Annotated in this window: 20 protein-coding genes; 17 read left to right on the top strand and 3 right to left on the bottom strand. The window is 65.5% G+C overall.

All coding sequences use genetic code 11. The features are described 5' to 3' along the window. Together SPHN_RS14990 and SPHN_RS14995 are read left to right on the top strand one after the other, a co-directional pair. Nucleotides 1-269: hypothetical protein (locus SPHN_RS14990; protein ID WP_248524526.1), on the top strand; the 269-nt coding region annotated here is incomplete at its 5' end. A 360-nt stretch (nucleotides 270-629) separates the two neighbouring features. Continuing rightward, nucleotides 630-941, top strand: coding sequence for a hypothetical protein (locus tag SPHN_RS14995; RefSeq protein ID WP_248524527.1), 312 nt, complete (start codon nucleotides 630-632; stop codon nucleotides 939-941). A gap of 400 nt (nucleotides 942-1,341) precedes the next feature. On the opposite strand, the gene SPHN_RS15000 is transcribed toward SPHN_RS14995, so the two are convergent. Beyond that, on the bottom strand, nucleotides 1,342-1,569 hold the full coding sequence (locus SPHN_RS15000; RefSeq protein ID WP_248524528.1) for a hypothetical protein: 228 nt from the start codon (nucleotides 1,567-1,569) through the stop codon (nucleotides 1,342-1,344). A gap of 2 nt (nucleotides 1,570-1,571) precedes the next feature. Further along, nucleotides 1,572-1,910: a hypothetical protein gene (locus tag SPHN_RS15005; RefSeq protein ID WP_248524529.1), complete on the bottom strand. Its 339-nt coding sequence runs from the start codon at nucleotides 1,908-1,910 to the stop codon at nucleotides 1,572-1,574. A 159-nt stretch (nucleotides 1,911-2,069) separates the two neighbouring features. Here SPHN_RS15005 and SPHN_RS15010 point away from each other — a divergent pair, with 159 nt between their 5' ends. From SPHN_RS15010 to SPHN_RS15020, 3 genes are all read left to right on the top strand, one after another. Beyond that, a complete protein-coding gene (locus tag SPHN_RS15010; protein WP_248524530.1) occupies nucleotides 2,070-2,222 on the top strand; it encodes a hypothetical protein in 153 nt (50 codons plus the stop codon). 161 nt (nucleotides 2,223-2,383) lie between these two features. Then, nucleotides 2,384-4,390 (top strand): acyltransferase family protein, encoded by a 2,007-nt coding sequence (locus tag SPHN_RS15015; protein ID WP_248524531.1) that lies wholly within the window; start codon nucleotides 2,384-2,386, stop codon nucleotides 4,388-4,390. 185 nt (nucleotides 4,391-4,575) lie between these two features. Next, on the top strand, nucleotides 4,576-4,989 hold the full coding sequence (locus tag SPHN_RS15020; RefSeq protein ID WP_248524532.1) for an acyl-CoA thioesterase: 414 nt from the start codon (nucleotides 4,576-4,578) through the stop codon (nucleotides 4,987-4,989). A 155-nt stretch (nucleotides 4,990-5,144) separates the two neighbouring features. Here the strand turns inward: SPHN_RS15020 and SPHN_RS15025 are convergent, their stop codons facing one another. Next, a complete protein-coding gene (locus tag SPHN_RS15025; protein WP_248524533.1) occupies nucleotides 5,145-6,539 on the bottom strand; it encodes a helix-turn-helix domain-containing protein in 1,395 nt (464 codons plus the stop codon). Nucleotides 6,540-6,639: 100 nt separating this feature from the next. Between SPHN_RS15025 and SPHN_RS15030 the strand changes: the two genes are divergently transcribed. The 12 genes from SPHN_RS15030 (at nucleotide 6,640) to SPHN_RS15085 (ending at nucleotide 23,342) form a co-directional block, all read left to right on the top strand. Continuing rightward, entirely contained in the window at nucleotides 6,640-8,178 is a 1,539-nt protein-coding gene (locus tag SPHN_RS15030) for an acyl-CoA carboxylase subunit beta (protein ID WP_248524534.1), read from the top strand. A 57-nt stretch (nucleotides 8,179-8,235) separates the two neighbouring features. Then, entirely contained in the window at nucleotides 8,236-8,538 is a 303-nt protein-coding gene (locus SPHN_RS15035; protein WP_248524535.1) for a hypothetical protein, read from the top strand. Continuing rightward, entirely contained in the window at nucleotides 8,535-8,747 is a 213-nt protein-coding gene (locus tag SPHN_RS15040) for a hypothetical protein (RefSeq protein ID WP_146168618.1), read from the top strand. Before SPHN_RS15035 ends, SPHN_RS15040 begins: the two co-directional genes overlap by 4 nt. Continuing rightward, nucleotides 8,744-9,247 (top strand): hypothetical protein, encoded by a 504-nt coding sequence (locus SPHN_RS15045; protein ID WP_248524536.1) that lies wholly within the window; start codon nucleotides 8,744-8,746, stop codon nucleotides 9,245-9,247. Before SPHN_RS15040 ends, SPHN_RS15045 begins: the two co-directional genes overlap by 4 nt. Beyond that, complete coding sequence (gene mce, locus SPHN_RS15050) at nucleotides 9,244-9,669, top strand: methylmalonyl-CoA epimerase (RefSeq protein ID WP_248524537.1); 426 nt, start codon at nucleotides 9,244-9,246, stop codon at nucleotides 9,667-9,669. The genes SPHN_RS15045 and mce overlap by 4 nt, the downstream gene beginning before the upstream one ends. Before the next feature lie 10 nt (nucleotides 9,670-9,679). Next, a complete protein-coding gene (locus SPHN_RS15055; protein WP_248524538.1) occupies nucleotides 9,680-10,465 on the top strand; it encodes an enoyl-CoA hydratase-related protein in 786 nt (261 codons plus the stop codon). A gap of 129 nt (nucleotides 10,466-10,594) precedes the next feature. Beyond that, nucleotides 10,595-12,877: a methylmalonyl-CoA mutase gene (scpA, locus tag SPHN_RS15060; protein WP_248524539.1), complete on the top strand. Its 2,283-nt coding sequence runs from the start codon at nucleotides 10,595-10,597 to the stop codon at nucleotides 12,875-12,877. Continuing rightward, nucleotides 12,874-13,989, top strand: a complete 1,116-nt coding sequence (gene bioB, locus SPHN_RS15065) for a biotin synthase BioB (RefSeq protein WP_248524540.1) — start codon at nucleotides 12,874-12,876, stop codon at nucleotides 13,987-13,989. The genes scpA and bioB overlap by 4 nt, the downstream gene beginning before the upstream one ends. Nucleotides 13,990-14,102: 113 nt before the next feature. Further along, nucleotides 14,103-16,277 (top strand): acetyl-CoA carboxylase biotin carboxylase subunit, encoded by a 2,175-nt coding sequence (locus SPHN_RS15070; RefSeq protein WP_248524541.1) that lies wholly within the window; start codon nucleotides 14,103-14,105, stop codon nucleotides 16,275-16,277. A 466-nt stretch (nucleotides 16,278-16,743) separates the two neighbouring features. Then, complete coding sequence (locus SPHN_RS15075; RefSeq protein ID WP_248524542.1) at nucleotides 16,744-19,152, top strand: DUF3772 domain-containing protein; 2,409 nt, start codon at nucleotides 16,744-16,746, stop codon at nucleotides 19,150-19,152. A gap of 180 nt (nucleotides 19,153-19,332) precedes the next feature. Beyond that, complete coding sequence (locus SPHN_RS15080) at nucleotides 19,333-20,655, top strand: sugar porter family MFS transporter (RefSeq protein WP_248524543.1); 1,323 nt, start codon at nucleotides 19,333-19,335, stop codon at nucleotides 20,653-20,655. 74 nt (nucleotides 20,656-20,729) lie between these two features. Continuing rightward, the gene (locus tag SPHN_RS15085) at nucleotides 20,730-23,342 is read left to right on the top strand and encodes a TonB-dependent receptor (protein WP_248524544.1); all 2,613 of its coding nucleotides are present in this window, start codon (nucleotides 20,730-20,732) and stop codon (nucleotides 23,340-23,342) included. The last annotated feature ends 21 nt before the right edge of the window (nucleotides 23,343-23,363 follow it).

The following is a 23,363-nucleotide window of genomic DNA, read 5'->3' on the forward strand; positions in this document are numbered from 1 at the left end:
CGCTCGTGATCGAAAACCATCCGTACCGCCCGCTCGCGGACTTCGGGCGCAAACTTGTTCGTCGTCTTGCTCGTCATGGCTCCACCTTCTCAGGAGTTGGAGCCTCCGACAAACCCGGCGCGGTTCAGCAACGCCTCGTCGCGCGATATTGGTCGCGCTACGGGGGCGGTCGCAGCAAACGCCGCATTGGCAGCCACGCCGGGGGCAGCGCTCTCCAGGGTTTCCGCATTGCGCCGCCTTCGCATGGCGAGGCCGCGCCCGACCTTTGATCCGCCGCAAATGGTTGGGCAAAAGAGAACGGTCAAGTCCGACGAGCCTTGGAAAGCCTATAATGACTGAGCGACTGGCGCGCGCCCTAGTCAGGCGCCGACGCTGATGCGGACGATGCCGGACGGCTCGAAGCGACCGGTCAAGTTCGACGGCATATAAGGCGAATACGTGATTGATCGGAAGTGGGGCGTAAGGGACGCGCCGCATGCGCGAGCACAGCTATTGCGACAATCTCAGGTGTTGGCGCAACATCGACTTATCGGCACGTGGGGGGTGCCCACCCAAGTCCAGATGATCAAAGCGCTAAAACTACTGAAGAAGATGAACGTCACCAACATCAAAGTCAGGGCGGTGAAGCCATGATAGCCATACAGGTCGCCCGCATCATTGCTCGGTTTGTGATTTTTGCGGACCTGACAGAGGAAGATGCGCTGGATGCTGATGCCGCTGTTGAGATGATGGAAGTACTCGGCGCCCAGCTTGAAGCACTGGACAAGGGCTTCCTCCGCGAGTTGGTCGACGCCTTCGCTGTTATCGCCGCGGAATATAGTGGTGAAGCGCAAGCGGTAGTGCGCAATATCGCGTATGGGTTTTATCTCGAAGAAGCGCTCGCAGCCGACGATCCGGCGAGGCTGGCCGAGCTGGAAGCGCTGCGCGATGCGAGAGATTGAACGCGACGACACCGGGGCGAGAACGATCTGAAGATCATGCGATCTTGGTGCCGCGACCTTTCGATGAGTGGCGTTCGATATGAATTGTCCACCGATCTGGTTGCCCAGCTTTAGCCCCTGTGGGGCACCACTTTAAAAGCATTCGGCGCATCGATAACGAGGGCACGATCTCGTGTCGCCATCATGGACTTGCAGTATCTAACCGTGGCTTCGTGCGATGGGCAGGCATGCTTTCATGAGGTTTGCAAAAATACTTGGGTGCACAGGATGGTGTATCCATGCTGGGCGCGATTCGGTCCGAGCTCACTGAACTAGCCAAGCCGGCCGAGTATGAAATCCTCTGCCCGGCGATGCCCGCTTTTCAGCGCGGCATAGCCGGGCGCAGTGGCTATCGAGGATGCTAGCGTACGCCCTGCTTGCGCGCCCCAGCGATCATTTTTTGGGCGATCAGACGAACGGCATCGTCGTCTTTCGTCATGTCGGCAGCCGGATCGCCGAGGTGATCGAGGCTCTTTTCCATGAAGTCGAGAAGCCCGTGGTGACGATCCTCGACATACTCCATCAGCTTGAACAGGAGGTGCTCGGTAGCGATTTCACGCTGGCGGGCTTGCGTCGTGGTATCCGCCACGCTCACGTCGCCGAACGCTCGGATGCATCGAACTCGTTGAATGCAGTACGGACTTCGCCGGCCGTGGCATCGTCGGCAACCTCGACCGTGACAACCACCTTGCCGTTCAACTCGGCATCATCGCGAGCCTCGGGGCTCGGGGCGCCTGCTGCGGAGTCGGAGCCAGCTTCCTCGATGCCCGCGGTATTCGCTTCGCCTTCCGGCGCGACCACGACTTTGGCGCGATCTATGTCGAATTGCTGGACCAACCGCTCGACGGTCATCTCGGCTTCTCGGCGCGTATCGAATTTTCCGGTCAATTTCATGTTCGTCTCTCCGGCCGGCATGGCCTTCGGGAACAACCATTCAGATCGCGGCGGGTGCCATGCGGCATGGTTTTGAGGAGCATATGGTTTTGCGGAACACCGGCACGCCGCGATTGACGCGATCCATGGCCGACAATAATCTCAACAGCCAAGCAAAGGCTTTCGAGGCCGAATTCCACCGGACTGGAATGGTGCATGCCCCAACGCGCGCTCAAGCCCGATCAACGCCTTCGCGAGCATCTGGAAGATGCGCTAGTTGATGCAGAAGCACTCGGCTGGACGGTCGTGGCAGCCCTTATATCGGAAGCGCTGGATGCGATGGGGCCGCCCGTCGCGACACGGCGGTAATATTCTGCTGCCATTTACTGGAAATTAGATAAATGGTGACATGAGCACCAAGTGCTTGTAAAAATATGCAAAATTGTCAGTAATCATCGGTCCGGCTGGACGCCGCTGCTCGTATTGCTATCTAAATGAGGGTTGCTAATCCCGCGCCCGGAGAGAGCGCTATGAATACGGAGGCGGGGTTGGTTGCGCATGTGACCCAGACTAATCGTTTTGGACCGAACGTAGCACCAGACCGGACGGCTCCGGTTCATGTCACCCCTTACCGGGGCGACATCGATGGCCTGCGCGCGATTTCGGTCGTTGCGGTCATCATTTACCATCTCTTTCCGACTCGTTTTCCCGCGGGTGGACTGGGTGTCGACATCTTTTTCGTCATATCGGGGTATTTGATCGGGGGAATCGTTCTCGCGAGTGTTGCCGCGCGTCGGTTCACCTTCGGCGATTTCTACCTGCGGCGCCTGCGCAGAATTGTCCCGGCGTTCGTGGTGATGATTATCGTCACGACGATCGTCTCGGCAATCCCGCTCTATCCCGAAGAGTTGACGAGCCTTGCGAAGAGTGCGCTCGCGGCGCTGGCCTGCATCGGCAACGTATTCTTCTATTTCACGTCGGACTATTTCGCGGCGGATAGCGCAACCTTGCCGTTGCTGCACACCTGGTCGCTAGGCGTCGAGGAACAATTCTACCTCGTTTTTCCGTTCCTGCCGTTGCTGATCGCGCATTCTAAATGGAAGCGATCGCTGTTGCCGATCATGATCGCGACGGCCCTGATCTCGCTGGCGGTAAGTGCCACTGCTGTAAAGACGAACCCAGCGGCGGCGTTTTATCTCCTGCCAAGCCGATGGTGGGAGCTGATGGTCGGCGTCCTCGCCTCGCAGGTGCGGGGGGACTGGTTGAAATCCAGGATGCTGGCGCGCATGTTCGGCGCCGCAGCGGGGCTGGGGATGATTGCCGCTTCCCTGCTGCTGGTACGACCGGAGCACGGGTTTCCGGGGCTGGTCGTTCTACCGGCATGCCTGGGTGCGGCGCTGGTTCTGGTCACCGGACAGGGCACGTCGACGATGGTTCATCGCGCCCTGAGCATTTTTCCCGCGCGCTATATCGGTCTTGCCTCCTATTCGCTGTATCTCTGGCACTGGCCCGTCATCGTTCTCTACCGGCAGCACCGCTTGATCGGAAAACTGTCGATATACGATGCTGTTATCGTTCTGGCTGTGACTGCGATCTTGGGATTTGCGTCCTGGAAATTCGTTGAAGGGCCATTTCGTGGCAAGATGACGCCACGCAGACTGGGTGCCTGGTGCGGTGGACTGGTCGCGATCGCTTCGCTGCTGCAGATCGGTATCCTGGCGACCAATGGCCTCCCGCAACGTTTTTCCCCCGCCGTGCTGTCATTGGCGAGGTCAGGCGGGCAGGCTGGATCGATGCGCAAGCCCAAAGCGAACTGTTTTCTCGACAACCAGAGCAGCGTTAGCGATTTCGACAAGACCCGATGTCTCAGTCGGGAGCCGGGCAAGCCTGACTGGCTGCTGGTGGGGGACAGCCATGCATCGATGATGTGGCGCGGGCTCACCACCGTATTGCCGCAGGTGCATTTCCAGACAGCAGTTGTCTTTGGATGCGAGATGCCGCTGGATCCGCTCCCGACCGGTCGGGTATGCGACGACCTAATGCATCAGGTACTGGTCCGGGACCTCGATACCGCCCGGCCCGACGCGGTAGTCGTAACCTGGCGCTGGATCCGGCTGGATATTCCTGCACTTAAGCGTCTTCACGATCGGCTCGCCGGTAGAGGCATTCCCCTGATCGTAATGGGCCCAACCCCTGAGTATTCGATGCCGGTCCCGCGGATCATGGCGGAGAGCGTCAGGCGAAACGATCCGGGGCTGCTGGCACGAACCATCGAGCCGCGCTTGTGGAATAACGATCGTGAACTCGCGGCGCAGGCAAAGACGATTGGGTACACGTATCTGTCTCCGCTCCAGGCAATGTGTCCGCAAAGGCGTTGCATCGTCGAGGGCGCCAACGGCGATCTGCTGTATTTCGATGCCGGTCACTATAATCAACTTGGCGCCGAGACGGCCGTGCGGCGCTTGATCGCGAATGATCCGTCGCAGGGCTGGCCCCTACGTCGCGCCTTGGAAAGCACGAACGCGCAAACTCGATGATGCCGGTGGAGTGGGGGCGGCCTCGGCGGTCGCCTTAGGGTCAGCCCCGTCGGTGTCGTCCGTCGCTATGTTCCAAGTCGCCGGCAACCGGACTAGGGCTCGGTAGCTATGTATGCCGGCATTTATGTCGGCGAACGCCTCCGCCCGTCATCGCTATGTTCATGTTCGCATGCTATATATCGCGCGTGAAAACAGCGATTCCCCATACCTACGCCATCGGCATAGAGCCGGCCGACATCGACTTCATGGGTCATGTCAACAATGCGAATTATCTGAAATGGGTGCAGGCTGCCGTAATCGACCATTGGCAGCGCCTCGCGCCCGCCGAGGCGGTCGCAGGGCACCTGTGGGTCGCGCTGAAACACGAGATCACGTACCGCAAGCCGGCGTTCCTCGATGACGACGTGATCGCGACGGTGCTGCTCGAAAAGGTTCAGGGCGCGCGCGCGTTCTACGAGACAATCATCAAGCGTGGCGAGGATGTGCTCGCCGAGGTGAAGTCGAGCTGGTGCTGCCTCGATGCGGAGACGCTGCGGCCGTCGCGCCTGACGAACAACGTGATCGAGCATTTCTTTCCGAAGGACCCGGCGGCGGCCTGAGTTACAGCCCCATGGCCTTCGCCAAATCTACCTCCCCGGCGAAGGCCGGGGCCCAGGTGGAAAGGTCGCAGTAACGCTGGGCTGCTGCTTGTTATTGCCGTCCCCCGACTGGGGCCCGGCCTTCGCCGGGGAGGTGGCTATGGCAGAGGCGTCGGCTAAACCACCTCATACGGCACCGCCCCGCGGCGGTCCGGATCGACCCGGATCCCGCTGGCCGCCGGGGGAAACGCGCGCTGGTCGCAATCCGTGCGCAGGCAGATACGGCATGACGACCCGATCGGCGTCGCGATCCCGCCGGTCCCCAGAGCATCGGCATAGATGAACTCCGACGCGTTCGCCTCCTCGCACCCGAGCGCCACGGCATAACGCCGCGCCGGCCGCGTGTACGTCTCGGACGGCTTCACCAGACCCTTCGCCATCGAGACGTAGCGGATGCCGTCGGTCGTCTCGATCAGCTGCGTCAGGATGCGGTCGGGGATCGCCACCGCCTCGTGGACGATCCACAACGGACACGCCCCCCCGAACCGAGCGAACTGCAACCGCGTGGCGGAGTGGCGCTTGGTGATATTCCCCGCCATGTCGACGCGACAGAAGAAGAACGGGATGCCTAGCGCCCCCGGCCGCTGCAACGTCGAAAGCCGGTGGCAGGTCTGTTCGAAGCTCGTCCCGAAGATTCGCCGAAGCCGGTCGATGTCGTGGCGGACAGTGCGCGCCTCGGTTCGGAAGCGGGTATAGGGCATGACGATCGCCCCGGCCGCGTAATTGGTCAGCCCCGCGGTCAACAGCGCGCGCGCCGTCTCCGATGCCATCTCCGACGCAGCGACGATCCCGCCGATGACGTCGCCGAACTCATGCCGCGCGACCTGATGCGCGAGCGAGAACAGCGTGGTCTCTCCCGGCTGCGAGCCATCGAGCCTCAGGGTCGCGCCGTCATAATCGCGCAACGGTGCGGCGAGCGCGCCCGAGATCGCAATCGAAACACCTTTTGTCGCAAGCCGAGCCTCCAGCGCCGCGATCCGATCCGCCCCCAGCGTTTCGCCGATCTCCTCCGCGCGCCGGTCGAGCGCATCGACATAATTGCCCGCCGCATGAAACCAGTCGCGCACGTCCTCCCACGGCAGCAACCCCGGCGCCCCAGACCCCGCCACCAGCCGGTCGTCCAGCGCGCGCAACTGCTCCTGCGCGCGGCGGTACGCATCGTGCATCGCGACGAGTCGTTGCGCCAGCAACGGCTGGTGCTTCACCGCGCGCCGCACCGCGGTCTCGTCGAGTGCGGGCGCCTCCACGCTCGTGTCCGACACCGCCTCCAGCGTCGCGATCAGCAGCGCGGTATCGTCCGCCGCATCGATGCTGCCCCAATCCGCCGGAAACTCGCGCGCGAGCGTGATCAGCACGCCCTCCGTCACCGGCCGGTCGCCATTCTCGATCTGCGATAGATAGCTCACCGACAGCCCAATCCGCGCCGCCATCGCCGCCTGACTGATCCCGAGGACGCGGCGCAGGTCGCGCAGGCGGTGTCCGACGAAGAGGCGACGTGCGGGAAGGGTCATGCCCCCGCCTAGTTTGCAAACCTCCACCCGACAAGTTTGCAACATTGCATTTGCGCATCGCATCCCGCTCTGTGAAGGCAATCAGCAGGACGGAGAGACGATGTCATCGACGATCGAAGAGCTTGAACGCCGCCGCGAAGCCGCAAGAGTCGGCGGAGGCCTCAAGCGGATCGGAGCGCAGCACGCCAAGGGTAAGCTCACCGCGAGGGAGCGCCTTGACGTGCTGCTGGACGAGGGTTCGTTCGAGGAGCTCGACATGTACGTCGAGCACAACTGCGTCGATTTCGGCATGCAGGATCAGGTGATCCCCGGCGACGGCGTGGTCACCGGCTCGGGCACGATCAACGGCCGCCTCGTCTTCGTCTTCAGCCAGGATTTCACCGTGTTCGGCGGGTCCTTGAGCGAACGTCACGCGCAAAAAATCTGCAAGGTGATGGACAGCGCGATGAAGGTCGGCGCGCCGATCATCGGCCTCAACGACAGCGGTGGCGCACGCATTCAGGAGGGCGTCGCCTCGCTCGGCGGCTATGCCGAGGTCTTCCAGCGCAACGCGCTCGCATCCGGCGTCGTGCCGCAGCTCTCGTTGATTATGGGGCCCTGTGCCGGCGGCGCGGTCTATTCCCCCGCGATGACCGACTTCATCTTCATGGTGAAGGATTCGAGCTACATGTTCGTCACCGGCCCCGACGTGGTCAAGACGGTGACCAACGAGGTCGTGACGCAGGAGGCGCTCGGCGGCGCGGTGACGCACACGACCAAGACGTCGGTCGCCGACAACGCGTTCGAGAACGACATCGAGGCTTTGCTTGCGGCGCGCGATTTCTTCGACTTCCTGCCCGCGTCGAACCGCGCCATGAACGGGGGGGGCGTCCCCGAACGCCCGACCGCGGACGAGTGGGACCGGATCGAGGAGAGCCTCGACACGTTGATCCCGGCGTCGGCGAACCAGCCCTACGACATGCACGAGCTGATCCGGAAGACCGTCGACGAGGGCGATTTCTTCGAGACGCAGCCGGCGCATGCGGCCAACATCATCACCGGCTTCGGCCGGATCGAGGGCCGCACGGTCGGCTTCGTCGCGAACCAGCCGATGGTGCTCGCCGGCGTGCTCGACATCAATTCGTCGAAGAAGGCGGCGCGATTCGTGCGCTTCTGCGACGCGTTCGAGATCCCGATCGTGACCTTCGTCGACGTCCCCGGCTTCCTGCCCGGCACGGCGCAGGAGCATAACGGCATCATCAAGCACGGCGCGAAACTGCTGTTCGCCTATGCCGAGGCGACCGTCCCCAAGATCACCGTCATCACGCGCAAAGCTTACGGCGGCGCATACGACGTGATGGCCTCGAAGCACCTGCGCGGCGACCTCAACTATGCGTGGCCGACCGCCGAGATCGCGGTGATGGGTGCGAAGGGCGCGGTCGAGATCATCTTCCGCGGCAAGACGCCGGAAGAGATCGCCGAACGCACCGCGGAATACGAGGCGCGCTTCGCCAACCCGTTCGTCGCCGCGTCGAAGGGCTTCATCGACGAGGTGATCCAACCCCACTCGACCCGCCGCCGCATTGCGCTCGGTCTACGGAAGCTCCGCGGCAAGGCGCTGGAGAATCCGTGGAAGAAGCATGACAACATCCCGTTGTGAGTCATGCTTGTTCGGTTATGATAAGCACATTATCATGTCATGCGAAGGAGTCGTGACATGCAGACCGAACGCGTGACGTTTCTGACTACCCCCGATCACAAGGCCGCGCTCGATGCGTTTGCCGCGAGCAATGGCATGTCCGTCGGCCATGTCGTTCGCGAGGCGACGACGCGCTATGTCATCGAGGGCGACATGAGCGAGGACGACCGCTTCAAGCTGTTGATTCACGAACTCGACGAGGCGTTGCCGGCGATGCACGCCGCGCTCGACCAGGCGATCGAAGGGCAACAGCGTTTGCGGGCCGACATCGATGCCATGCTACGGGACGGCGGCTTGTCCGAAGCGGAGTGTGTCGCATGAGCATGATCGGCGACGCGATGCGGACGATCGAATCCGTCATCCTGCTCCGCAGCAAGGTGGAGCGATTGAACGAAGAACTGGCTGCGACGAATGCACAGGTGCGACGCGTGGTCGATTCGGTCATCCAGATCAACGGACGCCTGATCCGTTTGGAAGCGTTTGAAGAAGTGCGATCAGGGGTACGACCTTTGCCGAGGATCGAGCGGTGATCGCGCTACTGCTTGCACAGGCCGCTATTCCTGCCGCCGCCCCGGCCTGGAAACTCGCCGATCGCACCAATGCGGCGGGCGTGCGCAGCATCTCCGCGTCGGTCACCGGCAATGACGGGCTGTCGCGGTTCGTCGTGAAGTGTGACGTCGGCTCGGAGCCGATCGTCTCGATCCAGTTCATCCAGCCGCAGCCGCTCGGGTCGGGCGCGGACAAGCCGGTCGCGGTGCGCTTCGATGGCGGACCGGCGTTCACCTATAACTGGCAGTTCCCGGGGACCGGTACGTACATCGCCGATCCCGCGGCGATCACCAAGCTGACCAGTTTCCTGGTGAAGTCGAAAACGGTGCGCGTCGAGACGACCAACGGCGCGAGCTTCGCGGTCCAGGCGAACTTCGTCGCGCCGACCGGCGATGCGATGATCCGCCAGGTGCTCGGTGTGTGCGGTTACACGCTCGGTGTCGTTCCCGCGCCGCCGCCAGCGCCCAAGGATGCGCCATGAGCCTGGGTCGCCTCAACCATGTCGGGGTCGCGACGCCGTCGATCGCGAAGTCGGTCGAGACGTATCGGCTGCTGCTCGGCGCGACTGCGATCGGCGAGCCGTTCGACCTGCCCGCGCAGGGCGTGAAAGTGTGCTTCATCGACGCGCCGAACACGCAGATCGAGCTGATCGAGCCGTATGATGAGAGCTCGCCGATCGCGGGGTTCCTGCGCAAGAATCCGGCGGGCGGGCAGCATCATGTCTGTTTCGAGGTGGCGGATATCCACGCGGCGGTTGCCGACCTGAAGGCGAAGGGCGCGACCGTGCTGGGCGAGCCGCGGATCGGCGCGCATGGCACGCCGATCGTGTTCGTGCACCCGAAGGACTTTGGCGGCATGCTCGTCGAGTTGATGGAGACGCCGGGCGATACCGGCGCGCACTAGGAGAGATCTGATGGCCGCGTACGAGCATATCCTGAGCGAACGGCGTGGCGACGTGCTGGTGCTGACGCTGAACCGGCCCGACCGGCTCAACGCCGCGCCACCGGCGATGTTCGAGGAATTGCGCGCGGCGTTGCGTGATCTGGATGGTGCGCGGGCGGTGCTGATCGCGGGCGCGGGACGTGCGTTCTGTTCGGGGGCGGATGTCGGCGGCGGCGCGCTCGGTTCGGACAATCCGGGCGAGGCGACGTACGCGGCGCTGACCGGCAGCTACAATCCGACGATGGCGGCGATCGCCGACCTGTCGGTGCCGGTGGTGAGCGCAGTGCGCGGGCCGGCGGCGGGGATCGGCTGCAGCCTCGCGCTCGCCGCAGATTTCTGCGTCGCGAGCGAGAGCGCGTATTTCCTTCAGGCGTTCGTGAATATCGGACTGGTGCCGGATGGTGGCGCGTCGTGGATGCTGCCGCGGCTGATCGGCAAGGCGCGGGCGACGGAGATGATGATGCTCGGCGAGCGGGTGCCGGCGGCCGAGGCGCTTGACTGGGGTATGGTGCACAAGGTCGTCACGGACGATGCGCTCGACGCCGAGGTGTTTGCGCTGGCCGAGCGGCTGGCGGCGATGCCGACGATCGCGCTGGGGCTGATGCGCCGGGCGATCACCGCGGCGTACGAGACGGACTATGCGACCGCGATGCAGGCCGAGGCGGCGAACCAGCGCGACGCGCGGGGGTCTGCGGACTCGATGGAGGGCGGTCGAGCCTTCCTCGAGAAGCGCAAGCCGGTGTTCACGGGCAAATGACCTGCTTGGAAGGCACCACCCCGGCGGAGGCCGGGGCCCAGTTGGGCAACGGTCAATTGGCTGGTGCTGCGCTGCGTTACCTCGACCTTTCCAACTGGGCCCCGGCCTCCGCCGGGGTGGTGCAAACTCATGACTGACACGCCCAAATCTGCTCCGACCCTCGCCGACTGGCAGACCGCCGCCGCCAAGGAAGTAAAGGGCGCCGACCTCATCTGGCCAACCCCCGAAGGCATCGATGTCAAGCCGCTCTACACCGCGGACGACGTCACCACCGATCCCGGCCTCCCAGGTTTCGCGCCGTTCACCCGCGGCGTCCGCGCGTCGATGTACGCCGGTCGCCCCTGGACGATCCGCCAATATGCCGGCTTCTCCACCGCCGAAGCCTCGAACGCGTTCTACCGCCGCAACCTCGCCGCCGGCCAGAAGGGCCTGAGCGTCGCGTTCGATCTCGCCACCCACCGCGGCTACGATTCCGACCACCCCCGCGTCACCGGCGACGTCGGCAAGGCAGGCGTCGCGATCGACTCCGTCGAGGACATGAAGATCCTGTTCGACGGCATCCCGCTCGACAAGATGTCGGTCAGCATGACGATGAACGGCGCGGTGATCCCGATCCTCGCCTTCTTCATCGTCGCCGGCGAGGAACAGGGCGTCGACCGGAAACTGCTCGACGGGACCATCCAGAACGACATCCTCAAGGAGTTCATGGTCCGCAACACCTACATCTACCCGCCCGAGCCGAGCATGCGGATCATCTCGGACATCTTCGGCTACACCAGCCGCGAGATGCCCAAGTTCAACAGCATCTCGATCAGCGGCTATCACATGCAGGAGGCAGGGGCGACGCAGCTCCACGAGCTCGCCTTCACGATCGCCGACGGCATGGAATATGTGAAATACGGCGTCGCGAGCGGCCTCGACATCGACAAGTTCGCCGGGCGTTTGAGCTTCTTCTTCGCGATCGGCATGAACTTCTTCATGGAGATCGCCAAGCTCCGCGCCGCCCGCGTCCTCTGGCACCGCGCGATGACGCAGCTAGGCGCGCAGGACGAGCGCTCCAAGATGCTCCGCACGCACTGCCAGACGTCGGGCGTCTCGCTCACCGAGCAGGACCCGTACAACAACGTCATGCGCACGACGATCGAGGCGATGGCGGCGATGCTGGGCGGCACGCAATCGCTCCACACCAACGCGCTCGACGAGGCGATCGCGCTGCCGACCGACTTCTCCGCGCGCATTGCCCGCAACACGCAGATCGTGATCCAGGAAGAGACGGGGATGACCAAGGTCGTCGATCCGCTCGGTGGCAGTTACTATATCGAGAGCCTGACGCAGAGCCTTGTCGACGGCGCGTGGAGCCTGATCGAGCGGATCCAGTCCGAGGGCGGCATGGCAAAGGCGGTCGCGGCGGGCTGGCCCAAGGCGATGATCGAGGAAGCCGCCGCCGGCCGCCAAGCGCGCGTCGATCGCGGCGAGGACGTCATCGTCGGCGTCAACAAGTACAAGCTCGCCGAACAGGACGCGATCGAGATCCTCGACGTGGACAATGTGGCCGTGCGGGCAGGGCAGATCGAACGCATCAACCGCGTAAAGGCGACGCGCGACGAAGCCGCCTGCCAAGCCGCACTCGATGCTCTCCGCGAAGGCGCACTACGCGGCAATCCTCCCCGGAACGGGGAGGGGGACCAGCCAACGGCTGGTGGAGGGGGGGCTCCACAAACGGACCCTCTCGTGGAAGCCCCCCTCCGTCAGCCTTCGGCCGCCACCTCCCCGGAACGGGGAGGATTTGAGAATAACCTCCTCGCGCTCGCCGTCGAGTGCGCTCGCGCCCGCGCCACGCTCGGCGAGATTTCCTCCGCGATGGAGGACGTATTCGGCCGCTACGGCACGCAGCCGACCCCCGTCTCCGGCATCTACGGCGGCGCGTACGAGGACGACGCGCGCTGGACCCGCCTGACCGACGGCGTCGAAGCCACCGAGCGCCGGATGGGCCGCAAGCCGCGCATGCTCGTCGCCAAGATGGGCCAGGACGGCCACGACCGCGGTGCCAACCTCGTCTCGTCGATGTTCGGCGACCTGGGCTTCGAGATCGTCCCCGGCCCGCTGTTCCAGACCCCCGCCGAAGCCGCCGCGCTCGCGCTGGAAAAGGACGTCGACATCGTCGGTGCCTCGTCGCTTGCCGCCGGCCACAAGACGTTGATCCCCGAGCTGATCGGCTATCTCCGCGAGGCGGGCCGCGCCGATATCAAGGTGATCGCGGGTGGCGTTATCCCCGCACAGGACTATCAGGCGCTGCGCGATGCCGGGGTCCAGGCGATATTCGGCCCCGGCACCAACCTGATCCAGGCCGCCGAGGACGTGTTGAAGCTCCTCGGCCACAACATGGCCCCGCAAGAGGAAGCCGCAGAATGACGACCACTACGCTGATGTCCCCCTCCCGCTCGCGGGAGGGGCTAGGGGAGGGCAGTGCCGCAAACACTGCCGCCGCCGCTTCTGGACACCCCCTCCCCCGACCCCTCCCGCAGGCGGGAGGGGAGTCTAGGACCGACTGGACGCGTCCCGAAATCGCCGCGCTGTTCGATCTGCCGTTCGACGAACTCATGTTCCGCGCACAGACCGTCCACCGCGCGCATCACGCGATCGGCGAAGTGCAGCTCTGCACGCTCCTGTCGATCAAGACCGGCGGCTGCCCCGAGGATTGCGGCTATTGCTCGCAGTCCGCCTCGTCCGACTCCGGTCTCAAGGCGGAAAAGCTGATGGACGTCGACGCGGTCCTCGCCGACGCCGCGCAGGCCAAGGCTGCGGGCTCGCAGCGTTTCTGCATGGGTGCCGCTTGGCGCAACCCGAAGCCGCGCGACATGCCGAAGGTCGTCGCGATGGTCGAAGGCGTCCGCGCGATGGGGCTCGAGACGTGCATGACGCTCGGCATGCTCGACGCGGACCAGGCCAAGCAACTCGCCGACGCCGGCCTCGATTACTACAACCACAACATCGACACCTCGCCGGAGAATTACGCCAACGTCATCACCACGCGCACCTTCGGCGATCGGCTGGAGACGCTGGGACACGTGCGCGACGCGGGCATCTCGGTGTGCTGCGGCGGGATCGTCGGGATGGGCGAGACGCGCAGCGACCGCGTCGGCTTCGTCCACGCGCTCGCCACCTTGCCGCGCCATCCGGAGAGCGTCCCCGTCAACGCGCTGGTCCCGGTCAAGGGCACGCCGCTCGGCGACATGCTCGCCGGTACGCCGATGGCGCAGATCGACGACATCGAGTTCGTCCGGACGGTCGCGGTCGCGCGGATCACGATGCCGCTCAGCATGGTGCGGTTGTCTGCGGGGCGCGAGAGCATGTCTGAGGCCACCCAGGCGCTCTGCTTCATGGCGGGCGCGAACTCGATCTTCACCGGCGACAAGCTGCTCACCACCGGCAACGCCGGCGACAGCGCCGACGCGACGCTGCTGGCTAAGCTCGGCATGAAGCCAATGGTCGGCGCGGAACCGATGCGGGCCGCGGCGGAGTAGTTCCCCTCCCGCTTGCGGGAGGGGTTAGGGGAGGGCCTGTCCTCCCGCACCATAATATCCGCGCGTGGACAGGCCCTCCCCCGGCCCCTCCCGCAGGCGGGAGGGGAGCGAGAATGTTCAAGAAAATCCTGGTCGCCAATCGCGGCGAGATCGCGTGTCGGGTCATGCGGACCGCCAAGGCGATGGGCATCAAGACCGTCGCGGTCTATTCCGACGCCGACGCGCGCGCACCGCATGTGCTGATGGCCGACGAGTCCGTCCGGCTCGGGCCCGCACCCGCCGCGGAGAGCTATCTCAAGGCCGAGCTGATCCTGCTCGCAGCCAAGGAAACCGGCGCGGACTGCATCCATCCGGGCTACGGCTTCCTCTCCGAGCGCGAGAGCTTCGCACTGGCCTGCGCCGAGGCCGGGATCGCGTTCGTCGGACCGCCGCCTAACGCGATCGCCGCGATGGGCGACAAGATCGAGTCGAAGAAGCTGGCGAAGGCGGCGGGCGTCAACGTCGTGCCGGGCTATCTCGGCGAGATCGACAGCACCGATCACGCGGTCGAGATCGCCGGCGGCATCGGCTATCCGGTGATGATGAAAGCGTCGGCGGGCGGTGGCGGCAAGGGCATGCGGCTCGCGTACAGCGAACAGGACGTCCGCGAAGGCTTCGAGGCGACCAAGCGCGAGGGACTCGCCAGCTTCGGCGACGACCGCGTGTTCATCGAGAAGTTTATCGAAAGCCCGCGCCACATCGAGATCCAGCTGATCGGCGACCAGCACGGCAACATCGTCTACCTCAACGAGCGCGAATGCTCGATCCAGCGCCGCCACCAGAAGGTCGTCGAGGAGGCGCCGTCGCCGTTCGTGACGCCCAAGATGCGCAAGGCGATGGGCGAGCAGGCGGTCGCACTTGCGCAGGCGGTTGGGTATTATTCGGCGGGCACGGTCGAGCTGATCGTCTCGGGCGCGGATACGACGGGGGAGGGGTTCTACTTCCTCGAGATGAACACCCGGCTCCAGGTCGAGCATCCGGTGACGGAGGAAATTACCGGGCTGGACCTGGTCGAACTGATGATCCGCGTCGCTGCCGGCGAGCCGCTCGGGTTTACGCAGGACGAGGTGAAGCTGAACGGCTGGTCGATCGAGAACCGGGTGTATGCGGAAGACCCGTATCGCGGGTTCCTGCCGAGCATCGGCCGGTTGGTGCGGTATAATCCGCCCGAAACTTCGGCATCCTCTATCGCACCATTGCTCGACTCGCCCCGCCCAACCCCGTCACCCCAGCGAAAGCTGGGGTATCCTGGTAATGGAGCAGGTGACCCGAACGGGGAGACCCCAGCTTCCGCTGGGGTGACGGACATTGTGGGGGCGGATGGGATGGGTTCCGGGGGACACGGCACCGCCGCAGAACCTCGCGTCCGTGTCGACGACGGCGTCCGCGAGGGCGGCGAGGTCAGCATGTTTTACGACCCGATGATCGCTAAGCTCATCACCTGGGCCCCCACCCGCGAGGCTGCGATCGCCGCGCAGATCGCCGCACTCGACGCGTTCGAACTCGAAGGCCCCGGCAACAACATCGATTTCCTCTCCGCGATCATGCAGCATCCGCGGTTCCAGTCGGGCGCGCTGACCACCGGCTTCATCGCCGAGGAATATCCCGAAGGCTTCCACGGCGCGCCCGCGGACGCCGAACTGCTGAAGACGCTCGCCGCGGTCGCCGCCTTCGCCGCGACCGCTGAGGCCGACCGCGCCCGCCGCATCGACGGCCAGCTCGGCAAGCGCCTCCGCCCGCCGGCCGACTGGGTGGTGACGATCGACAAGACCGACCACGCCGTCACGGTTTCGACCGACGGCATCATGGTCGATGGCGAAGACCTGGATCTTGCGCTCGAATACACGCCGGGCGACCGGATGGTGGTGGCCGACGGTCACGGCGCGGACGGCGACGAGCACCTGACGATCCGCATCGCCAAGGCGCGCGCCGGCTTCAAGCTGACGACCCGCGGCGCAAGCCATGTCGCGCGCGTGTTGCCCGCCCGCGTCGCGCCCTACACCGCGCACCTGATCGAGAAGATCGCGCCCGATCTGTCGAAGTTCCTGATCTGCCCGATGCCGGGCCTGTTGGTCCGGCTCGACGTCGCGGCGGGCGACAAGGTCGAGGCGGGACAGCCGCTCGCGGTGGTCGAGGCTATGAAGATGGAGAACATCCTCCGCGCCGAGAAGACGGGCACGGTGAAGTCGGTTGCCGCGAGGACGGGCGATAGCCTGGCGGTGGATCAGGTGATCCTCGAGCTGGACTGAGCGACGCGCCGTCCAGTTCTGCTTCAGCCAACGTCTGTAGCTATCGCCCCGTCATGCCGGGCTCGTTCCGGCATCCACCGTTCCGCACATCCGAGAGACTTGAGTGTGCGGGTCCGTGGGCCCCGGCCTCCGCCGGGGTGACGGAACGGGGTGGAGGGATGTTCGTGACAGCGACTGCTGGATAAGCGATCCGCCTCCGCGGGAGAACAAGGGTGTGACGATCGTATGTGCGTGATCTCGCCCCAATAGCTCTACCCCGGCGGAGGCCGGGGCCCAGTTGGGAGCGGCTGATGATCGAGACCGGCGCTCCGTTACCGCGACCTTTCCAACTGGGCCCCGGCCTTCGACGGGGGGAGGTGCGCATGAGGGCGGAAGCTCTCCCAAAGCATCGTCCGATACCGGTGGCTTTCACCTCTGGACCGCCACCCCCTCCCGTTTCCGGCCCCATCGCTGTACAGAACCCCGGATGACTCTCCTTCGTTACCTCGCCGCGCTCCTCCTCGCGCTCACCGCGCTCCCCGCCACCGCGCAGGACGAGCCAAAGGTCGCGACTGTCGCCGCCAGCCTCACCAAGGCCTCGGCGGAGCTCCAGGCGATCGACGACGCCACCCCCGCCGCGCGCGACGACAAGGCGCGGCAGGCGTTGCGGGATCGCGCGCAAGTCGTGCAGACCACCGCTGCCGACGCGGTCCGCACGCTCACGCCCGAGATGGCGCTCGTCCAGGCGCGCGTGACCGAACTTGGCGCCGCCACCCCCGGCGTCGTCGAAGCGCCCGAGATCCGCCAGCAGCGCCGGCTCCTCGCGCAGAGCCAGTCGGCGATCGACTCGGCGATCAAGCGCGCGCGGCTGATCGGGATCGAGGCCAAGCAACAGATCGACGATATCGGTGCGGCCGAGGCGGAGGAACTCGGTCAGCAATTGTCCGAGAACACCGGCTCGCCGCTGTCGCCGACGTCATGGGCGGCGATCGTCGACCATTTTCCGCGCGACTCCGCGAGGCTCAAGCGGTTCGCGGAAACCGAACTCCGGCAGTTCGGCCAGCGGTTCGATCGACGCGCCGCGATCGGCCTGTTGATCGGTGTACTGACCGCACTCGTCCTGCTCGTTCCGCTCCGGCGCTGGCTGCACGGCGTCGGCCGGCGCTACGCCACCAACCACGCGCCGGGCGGGCGCTTGCGGCGGTCGGCCTACGCGTTCTGGCTGGTCGTGATCGGCACCGCGCTCCCCGGATTCGCCGCACTGGCGATCGTCGTGTCGCTCCGCTGGGCCGGACTCGTCTCGCCCGCCTGGAGCAGGTTCGGCGCGATCTTCGTCGGCATCTCCTTCTTCGCCGCCTTCGTATCGTCGCTCGGCGGCGCGCTGTTGCTGCGGACCCAGCCGACCTGGCGGTTGCTGCCGATCGGCGATGCCGCGGCCCAGGCGCTCAGGCCCTATAGCTGGATGGCGGCCGCGCTGATCTTCTTCGGGCAGTTGCTGATCGCCACCAACATGCTGATCGGCGTCAGCGCGCCCGCGTCGAGTGCGGCCAACGCGGTCGTCGCGTTGCTGCACATCGTGCTGCTCGGCGCGATCCTCGTCACGCTCGGCCGGTTGCGCGCCGCGGCCTTGCCCGACCCTACCAAGCCTGCGCGCAACACGCTGCTCGCGATCGTCGCGACGCTCGTCTGGCTGGTGCTGATCGTCGCGCTCGGCGCTGGCCTGCTCGGCTATGTCAATCTCGCGCTGAAGGTCGCGACCTGGTTGGTCTGGGGCGCGATCGTCGGGGCGACGCTGTATCTGATGATGACCTTCACCGACGATGCGTGCCGGACGTTGCTGTCGAGCGGCAACCGCCTCGGTCGCTCGGCGAACAGCGGCTTCGGGGTCGACAACAAGACCGTCGACCAGATCGGCGTGCTGTTGTCGGCGGTGCTGCGGTTGTTGCTGATCCTGCTCGCGGTCGGCGCAGTGATGGCGCCGTTCGGCGCTGGCGTCGGCTCTGCGTTCGAACTGTTCGGCACGGTCGCGAACGGCATCACCGTCGGCCAGGTCACGATCTCGCCGGGCGCCGTGCTGCGCTCGGTCGCCGTGCTGTTCGTCGCGCTGGCGATCATGCGCGGGCTCCAGCACTGGCTGGTGAACAGCTATCTCCCGACCACCGCGATGGATGCCGGCGCGCAGAATTCGGTGACGATGGTCGCGCGCTATGCCGGGATCATCGCCGCGGTGCTGTGGTCGCTCGGCGCGCTCGGTATCGGCATGGAGAAACTCGCCGTCGTGCTGGGTGCACTGTCGGTCGGGATCGGCTTCGGCTTGCAGGCGATCACGCAGAACTTCGTCTCGGGGCTGATCCTGCTCGCCGAGCGCCCGGTGAAGATCGGCGACCTGGTCCGGATCGGCAACATGGAGGGCGACGTGAAACGGATCAACGTCCGCTCGACAGAGATCCAGGTCGCGGATCGCTCGACGCTGATCGTGCCGAATTCCGAGCTGATCACCAAGACGATCCAGAACATGACGCTGGCCGCGCCGATCGGCCGCGTCCAGCTGCAGTTCTCCGTGCCGCTCGAGGAGGATCTGGATGCGGTGCGGACCATGTTGTTCGCCGCATTCGCCGACAAGCACGAGGTGCTCGACGAGCCCGAACCCAAGGTGTTCATCGACTCGATCGACGCCGGCCGTGCCAAGTTCAACTGCTTCGCCTATGTCGCCAGCCCGCGCGATGCGTACCCGGTGCGCAGCGAACTGCTGTTCACGCTGCTCCGCCAGTTTCGCGAGGCGGGGATCGAGGTCGGCTCGACCGCGACCAAGATGGAGCTGGTCGGGTCTTTCGCGCCGACGCCGCAAGCCTCGGACGAGAATGCCGGCGCAAACGCGGATCCGAACAGGGCGTAGGGCACGCGTGCGGAAGCTCGATCCTGCCGCCATCGTCCCGCACGAGGACTTTAAAGACTCCGACTCAAGCATTTTCGGCAGCCGGATCGGTCTGCGACGGTCTTGCCCGGCGCCTCGAACTGGTCGAAACGACGGCATGACGATCGCACGCACCGGGCCGCGCCCCGAATTTTGCCGCGCATGAGCGCCCCCGCCGACCCGCTGCGCCCGAGCAGCGTCCTGATCGCAAGCGTCGCCACCGCGGCGCTGGCGGGGCTGTTGTTCGGCTTCGACACCGCGGTGATCGCCGGCGTCACCGGCGCGCTGAAGGCGAAGTTCGCGCTCAGCGAGGCGTGGCTCGGCTTCACCGTATCGTCGGCATTATGGGGAACGCTGATCGGCGCGTTGTTCGTCGGCATGCCCGGCGATCGCTATGGCAGTCGCAACGTGCTGCGGATGCTCGCCTTCCTGTATGTTGTCACCGCGCTCGGCTGTGCATTGGCGTGGAACTGGCACAGCTTCCTCGGCTTCCGCTTCATCAACGGCATCGCGATCGGCGGCTCGTCGGTGCTGGCACCGGCCTATATCGCCGAGCTGGCGCCGCCTGCACAGCGCGGCAAGATGGTCGGCGGATTCCAGTTCGCAGTCATTCTCGGCATCCTGCTCGCCTATGTGTCGAACGCGATCATCGGCTCGCTCGGGCTCGGCGATGTCGAGTGGCGGTGGAAGCTCGGGATCGTCGCAGCGCCGTCGCTGGTGTTCTTCGCGCTGCTGTTCCGCATTCCCAATTCGCCGCGCTGGCTGCTCGCCAAGGGACGCGATGCGGAGGCGAAGGACGTGCTGGCGATGGTCGGGATGAGCCCCGACATCGCGCGGCGCGAACTCGATGCGCCGAAGGGCGACGCCAAGCTCTCCTGGTCGCGCCACCGCAAGCCGATCACGCTCGCCTTCCTGGTCGCGATGTTCAACCAGTTCAGCGGCATCAACGCGTTCCTCTATTACCTCAACGACATCTTCAAGGCGTCGGGCGGCAGCCTCTCGCCCGATCTCCAGGCGGTGATGATCGGTGTCGCCAACATGGTCTTCACATTGCTCGGCATGCTGCTGATCGACCGGATCGGGCGGCGCACGCTGCTGCTCTGGGGCTCGGCCGGCATGACCGCCGCGCTCACCGTCGGTGGGCTCGCGCTGCTGGGAGTCCTGCCGAGCGGGCTGCTGCTGCCGTCGCTGATCGTCTTCATCATGTTCTTCGCCCCCGGCTCGGGCGCGGTGATCTGGGTGTATATCTCGGAGGTGTTCCCGCAGAACGTCCGCGCGCGCGGATCGAGCATCGGCTCGTCGAGCCATTGGGGCTGGAACGCGGTGATCGCGCAGGTCTTCCCCGTAGCCGCAGCCTGGTCGGCGGGCGTGCCGTTCCTGTTCTTCGCCGCGATGATGGCGGTGCAGTTCGTGACCGTGTTCTTCTACTTCCCGGAGACCAAGGGCGTGCCGCTGGAAGACATGGACGCACATCTGGCGCGTTGAACGGGCATAATCCTGCGACAATTGCCCTTTAGTCGAGCCCCTTGATCGACGGCGATCATCGGGAAATAGCGACTATGCGTACATTGGGTCTGGTTCTGGCGGTAAGCGCGCCTGCGATGGCGGCGGCGCAACAGGCTCCGTCGACGCCTGCCTCAACTGCTGCCGCGCAGGTTACCGAGGAGGACGAAGCCGGCGAATCTGAGGAGATCGTCGTCACCGGATCGCGCAAACTGCCCGGTTCGGTGATCGGCGACATTCCGCCCGACCAGAGCCTGGGCCAGGCCGAGATCCGCTCCTACGGCGTCAGCTCGATCTCCGACCTGCTGAGCGAACTGAGCCCGCAGACCACCAGCGGACGCGGCAGCGGCGGTGCGCCCGTCGTGCTGCTCAACGGCCGTCGCATCTCCAGCTTCAGCGAAATCCGCGACATCCCGACCGAGGCGATCCAGCGCGTCGAGATCCTGCCCGAGGAGGTCGCGCTCAAATACGGCTATCGCGCGGACCAGAAGGTCGTGAACTTCGTCCTGCGCCGCCGGTTCCGCGCGGTGACCGCCGAGGCGACCGACAAGATGCCAACCGAAGGCGGCAGCAACACGCCACAGGGCGAACTCGACCTGCTCAACATCGCCCGCGATCGCCGGGTCAACCTGCATGTCGAATACACCTCGACCTCGGCGCTGACCGAGGCCGAGCGCGACATCACCCCGCCCGCCAGCACCGCGGTCGGCGCGAACGGCGCCATCGTCGATGCCACGCCGTTCCGCAGCCTGCAGGCCGCAACCAGCACCTTCACCGCGAACAGCGTGTATGCCCGCAACATTTTCGGCAACATCGGCGCGACCATCAACGGGCGGATCGAATCGACCGACAGCCGCAGCCTCAATGGCCTGCCCGTCGCCGCGCTGACTTTGGCGGATGGCACCGTCGTCAACCGCGCCTTCGACGACGAGGGTTTCCTCCCGCTCGCGCAGCGCGTGTCGTCGATCGCCGCGCATCTCGGCACCACGCTCAACGGCGATATCGGCACGTGGCGCTGGAACGTCACCGGCAATTACGACCGCAGCGACACGCAGACCTTCACCGATACCGGCGTCGACGCGACCGCATTCCAGACGCGGCTGACCGCCGGCGATCCGACCGCCAGCCCGTTCAACCGCCTTACCGCGAGCGATATCGGCGCGGCCCCCGGCAGCCGCGCCTATGCCAGCCAGAGCACCGGCGGCGTCGATGCGGTGGCAAACGGCACTGTATTCAATCTTCCCGCAGGGGCGGTCTCGACGACGCTCAAGCTCGGCGCGGAAACCGCCGATTTCAGCAGCCGTTCGTCCCGCACCAATGATCTGCTGGTCGGTCAGGTGACGCAGCGCGGCATGGTGTCGCGCGATACCGTCAACGGCCAGGTCAATGTCGACGTGCCGTTGACGAGCCGGTCTAAGGACGTGCTGCCGTTCCTCGGCACGCTGTCGGCTAACTTCAACCTCGCCCAGGATCACCTGTCGGATTTCGGCACGCTGACGACGCTTGGCTATGGTGCGAACTGGTCGCCGATCGAGGGCGTGCGCGTGATCGCCTCGGTGACCGACACCGATCAGGCGCCGACCGCGCAGCAACTCGGCAACCCGTCGATCACCACGCCCAACGTCCGGATCTTCGATTACGTGCGCGGCACGACCGCGACCGTCACGACGATCAGCGGCGGCAATCCCGGGCTCATCGCGGACAATAACCACGTCAAGAAGGTCGGGCTGACGCTCAAGCCGTGGACCGCCAAGGACCTGTCGATCACCGCGAACTATGTCGAGAGTCGCGTCGAAAACCCGATCGCGGCCTTCCCGTCGGCGACGGCCGCGATCGAGGCGGCGTTTCCCGACCGCTTCATCCGCGACGACGCGGGCAATCTGCTGCAGGTCGATCGCCGCCCGATCAACTACGCCCGCAGCGAACGCTCCGAACTGCGCTGGGGCATCAATTTCTCCGCACCGCTGAAATCGAAGATCCAGCGCGAACTGGAGGCGTATCGCGCAGGGACCGGCCCCAATCCGTTCGAGGGGATGCAGCCCCCCGGCGGTCTCCGTCGTCCCGAAGGCGCCGGTGGTGCCGGTCCTGGGGTCGGCCGGGGTGCCGGTCCGGACGGTGGTCCAAGGGGCGGGGGCGGCCGTGGCGGCGGGCGCGGCTTCGGCGGTCGCGGGGGGCAGGCGGGCGGCCGCGTGCAGTTCGCGGTCTATCACACCTGGCACTTCACCGACCGGGTGCTCGTCGCGAACGGCGGCCCGAGCCTCAACCTGCTCGACGGCGACGCGATCGGCAGCAGCGGCGGCCAGTCGCGCCACGAACTGGAGGCGCAGGCGGGCTATACCAACAACGGCCTCGGTGCGCGCATCTCCGCCAACTACGCGACCGGTACGCGCGTCAACGGCGGCACCGTCGCCGCACCGGAAACGCTCAACTTCGGCGGCCTCGCGACCGCCAATCTCCGTCTGTTCGCCGACCTCGGCCAACGCCTCGAATGGGTGAAGGCGCACCCGTGGCTGCGCGGCATGCGCGTGAGCTTCTCGGTAGAGAACGTGCTCAACACCCGCCAGCGCGTGACCGACGCGACCGGCGCGACGCCGAACAACTACCAGCCGGATTACCTCGACCCGCTAGGCCGCACCGTCCGCCTCAGCATCCGCAAGCTGTTCTTCTAAGATTCCCTCGCCCCCGACAAA

The sequence above is a fragment of the Sphingomonas faeni genome (assembly GCF_023195535.1).
Classification (GTDB): domain Bacteria; phylum Pseudomonadota; class Alphaproteobacteria; order Sphingomonadales; family Sphingomonadaceae; genus Sphingomonas; species Sphingomonas faeni_B.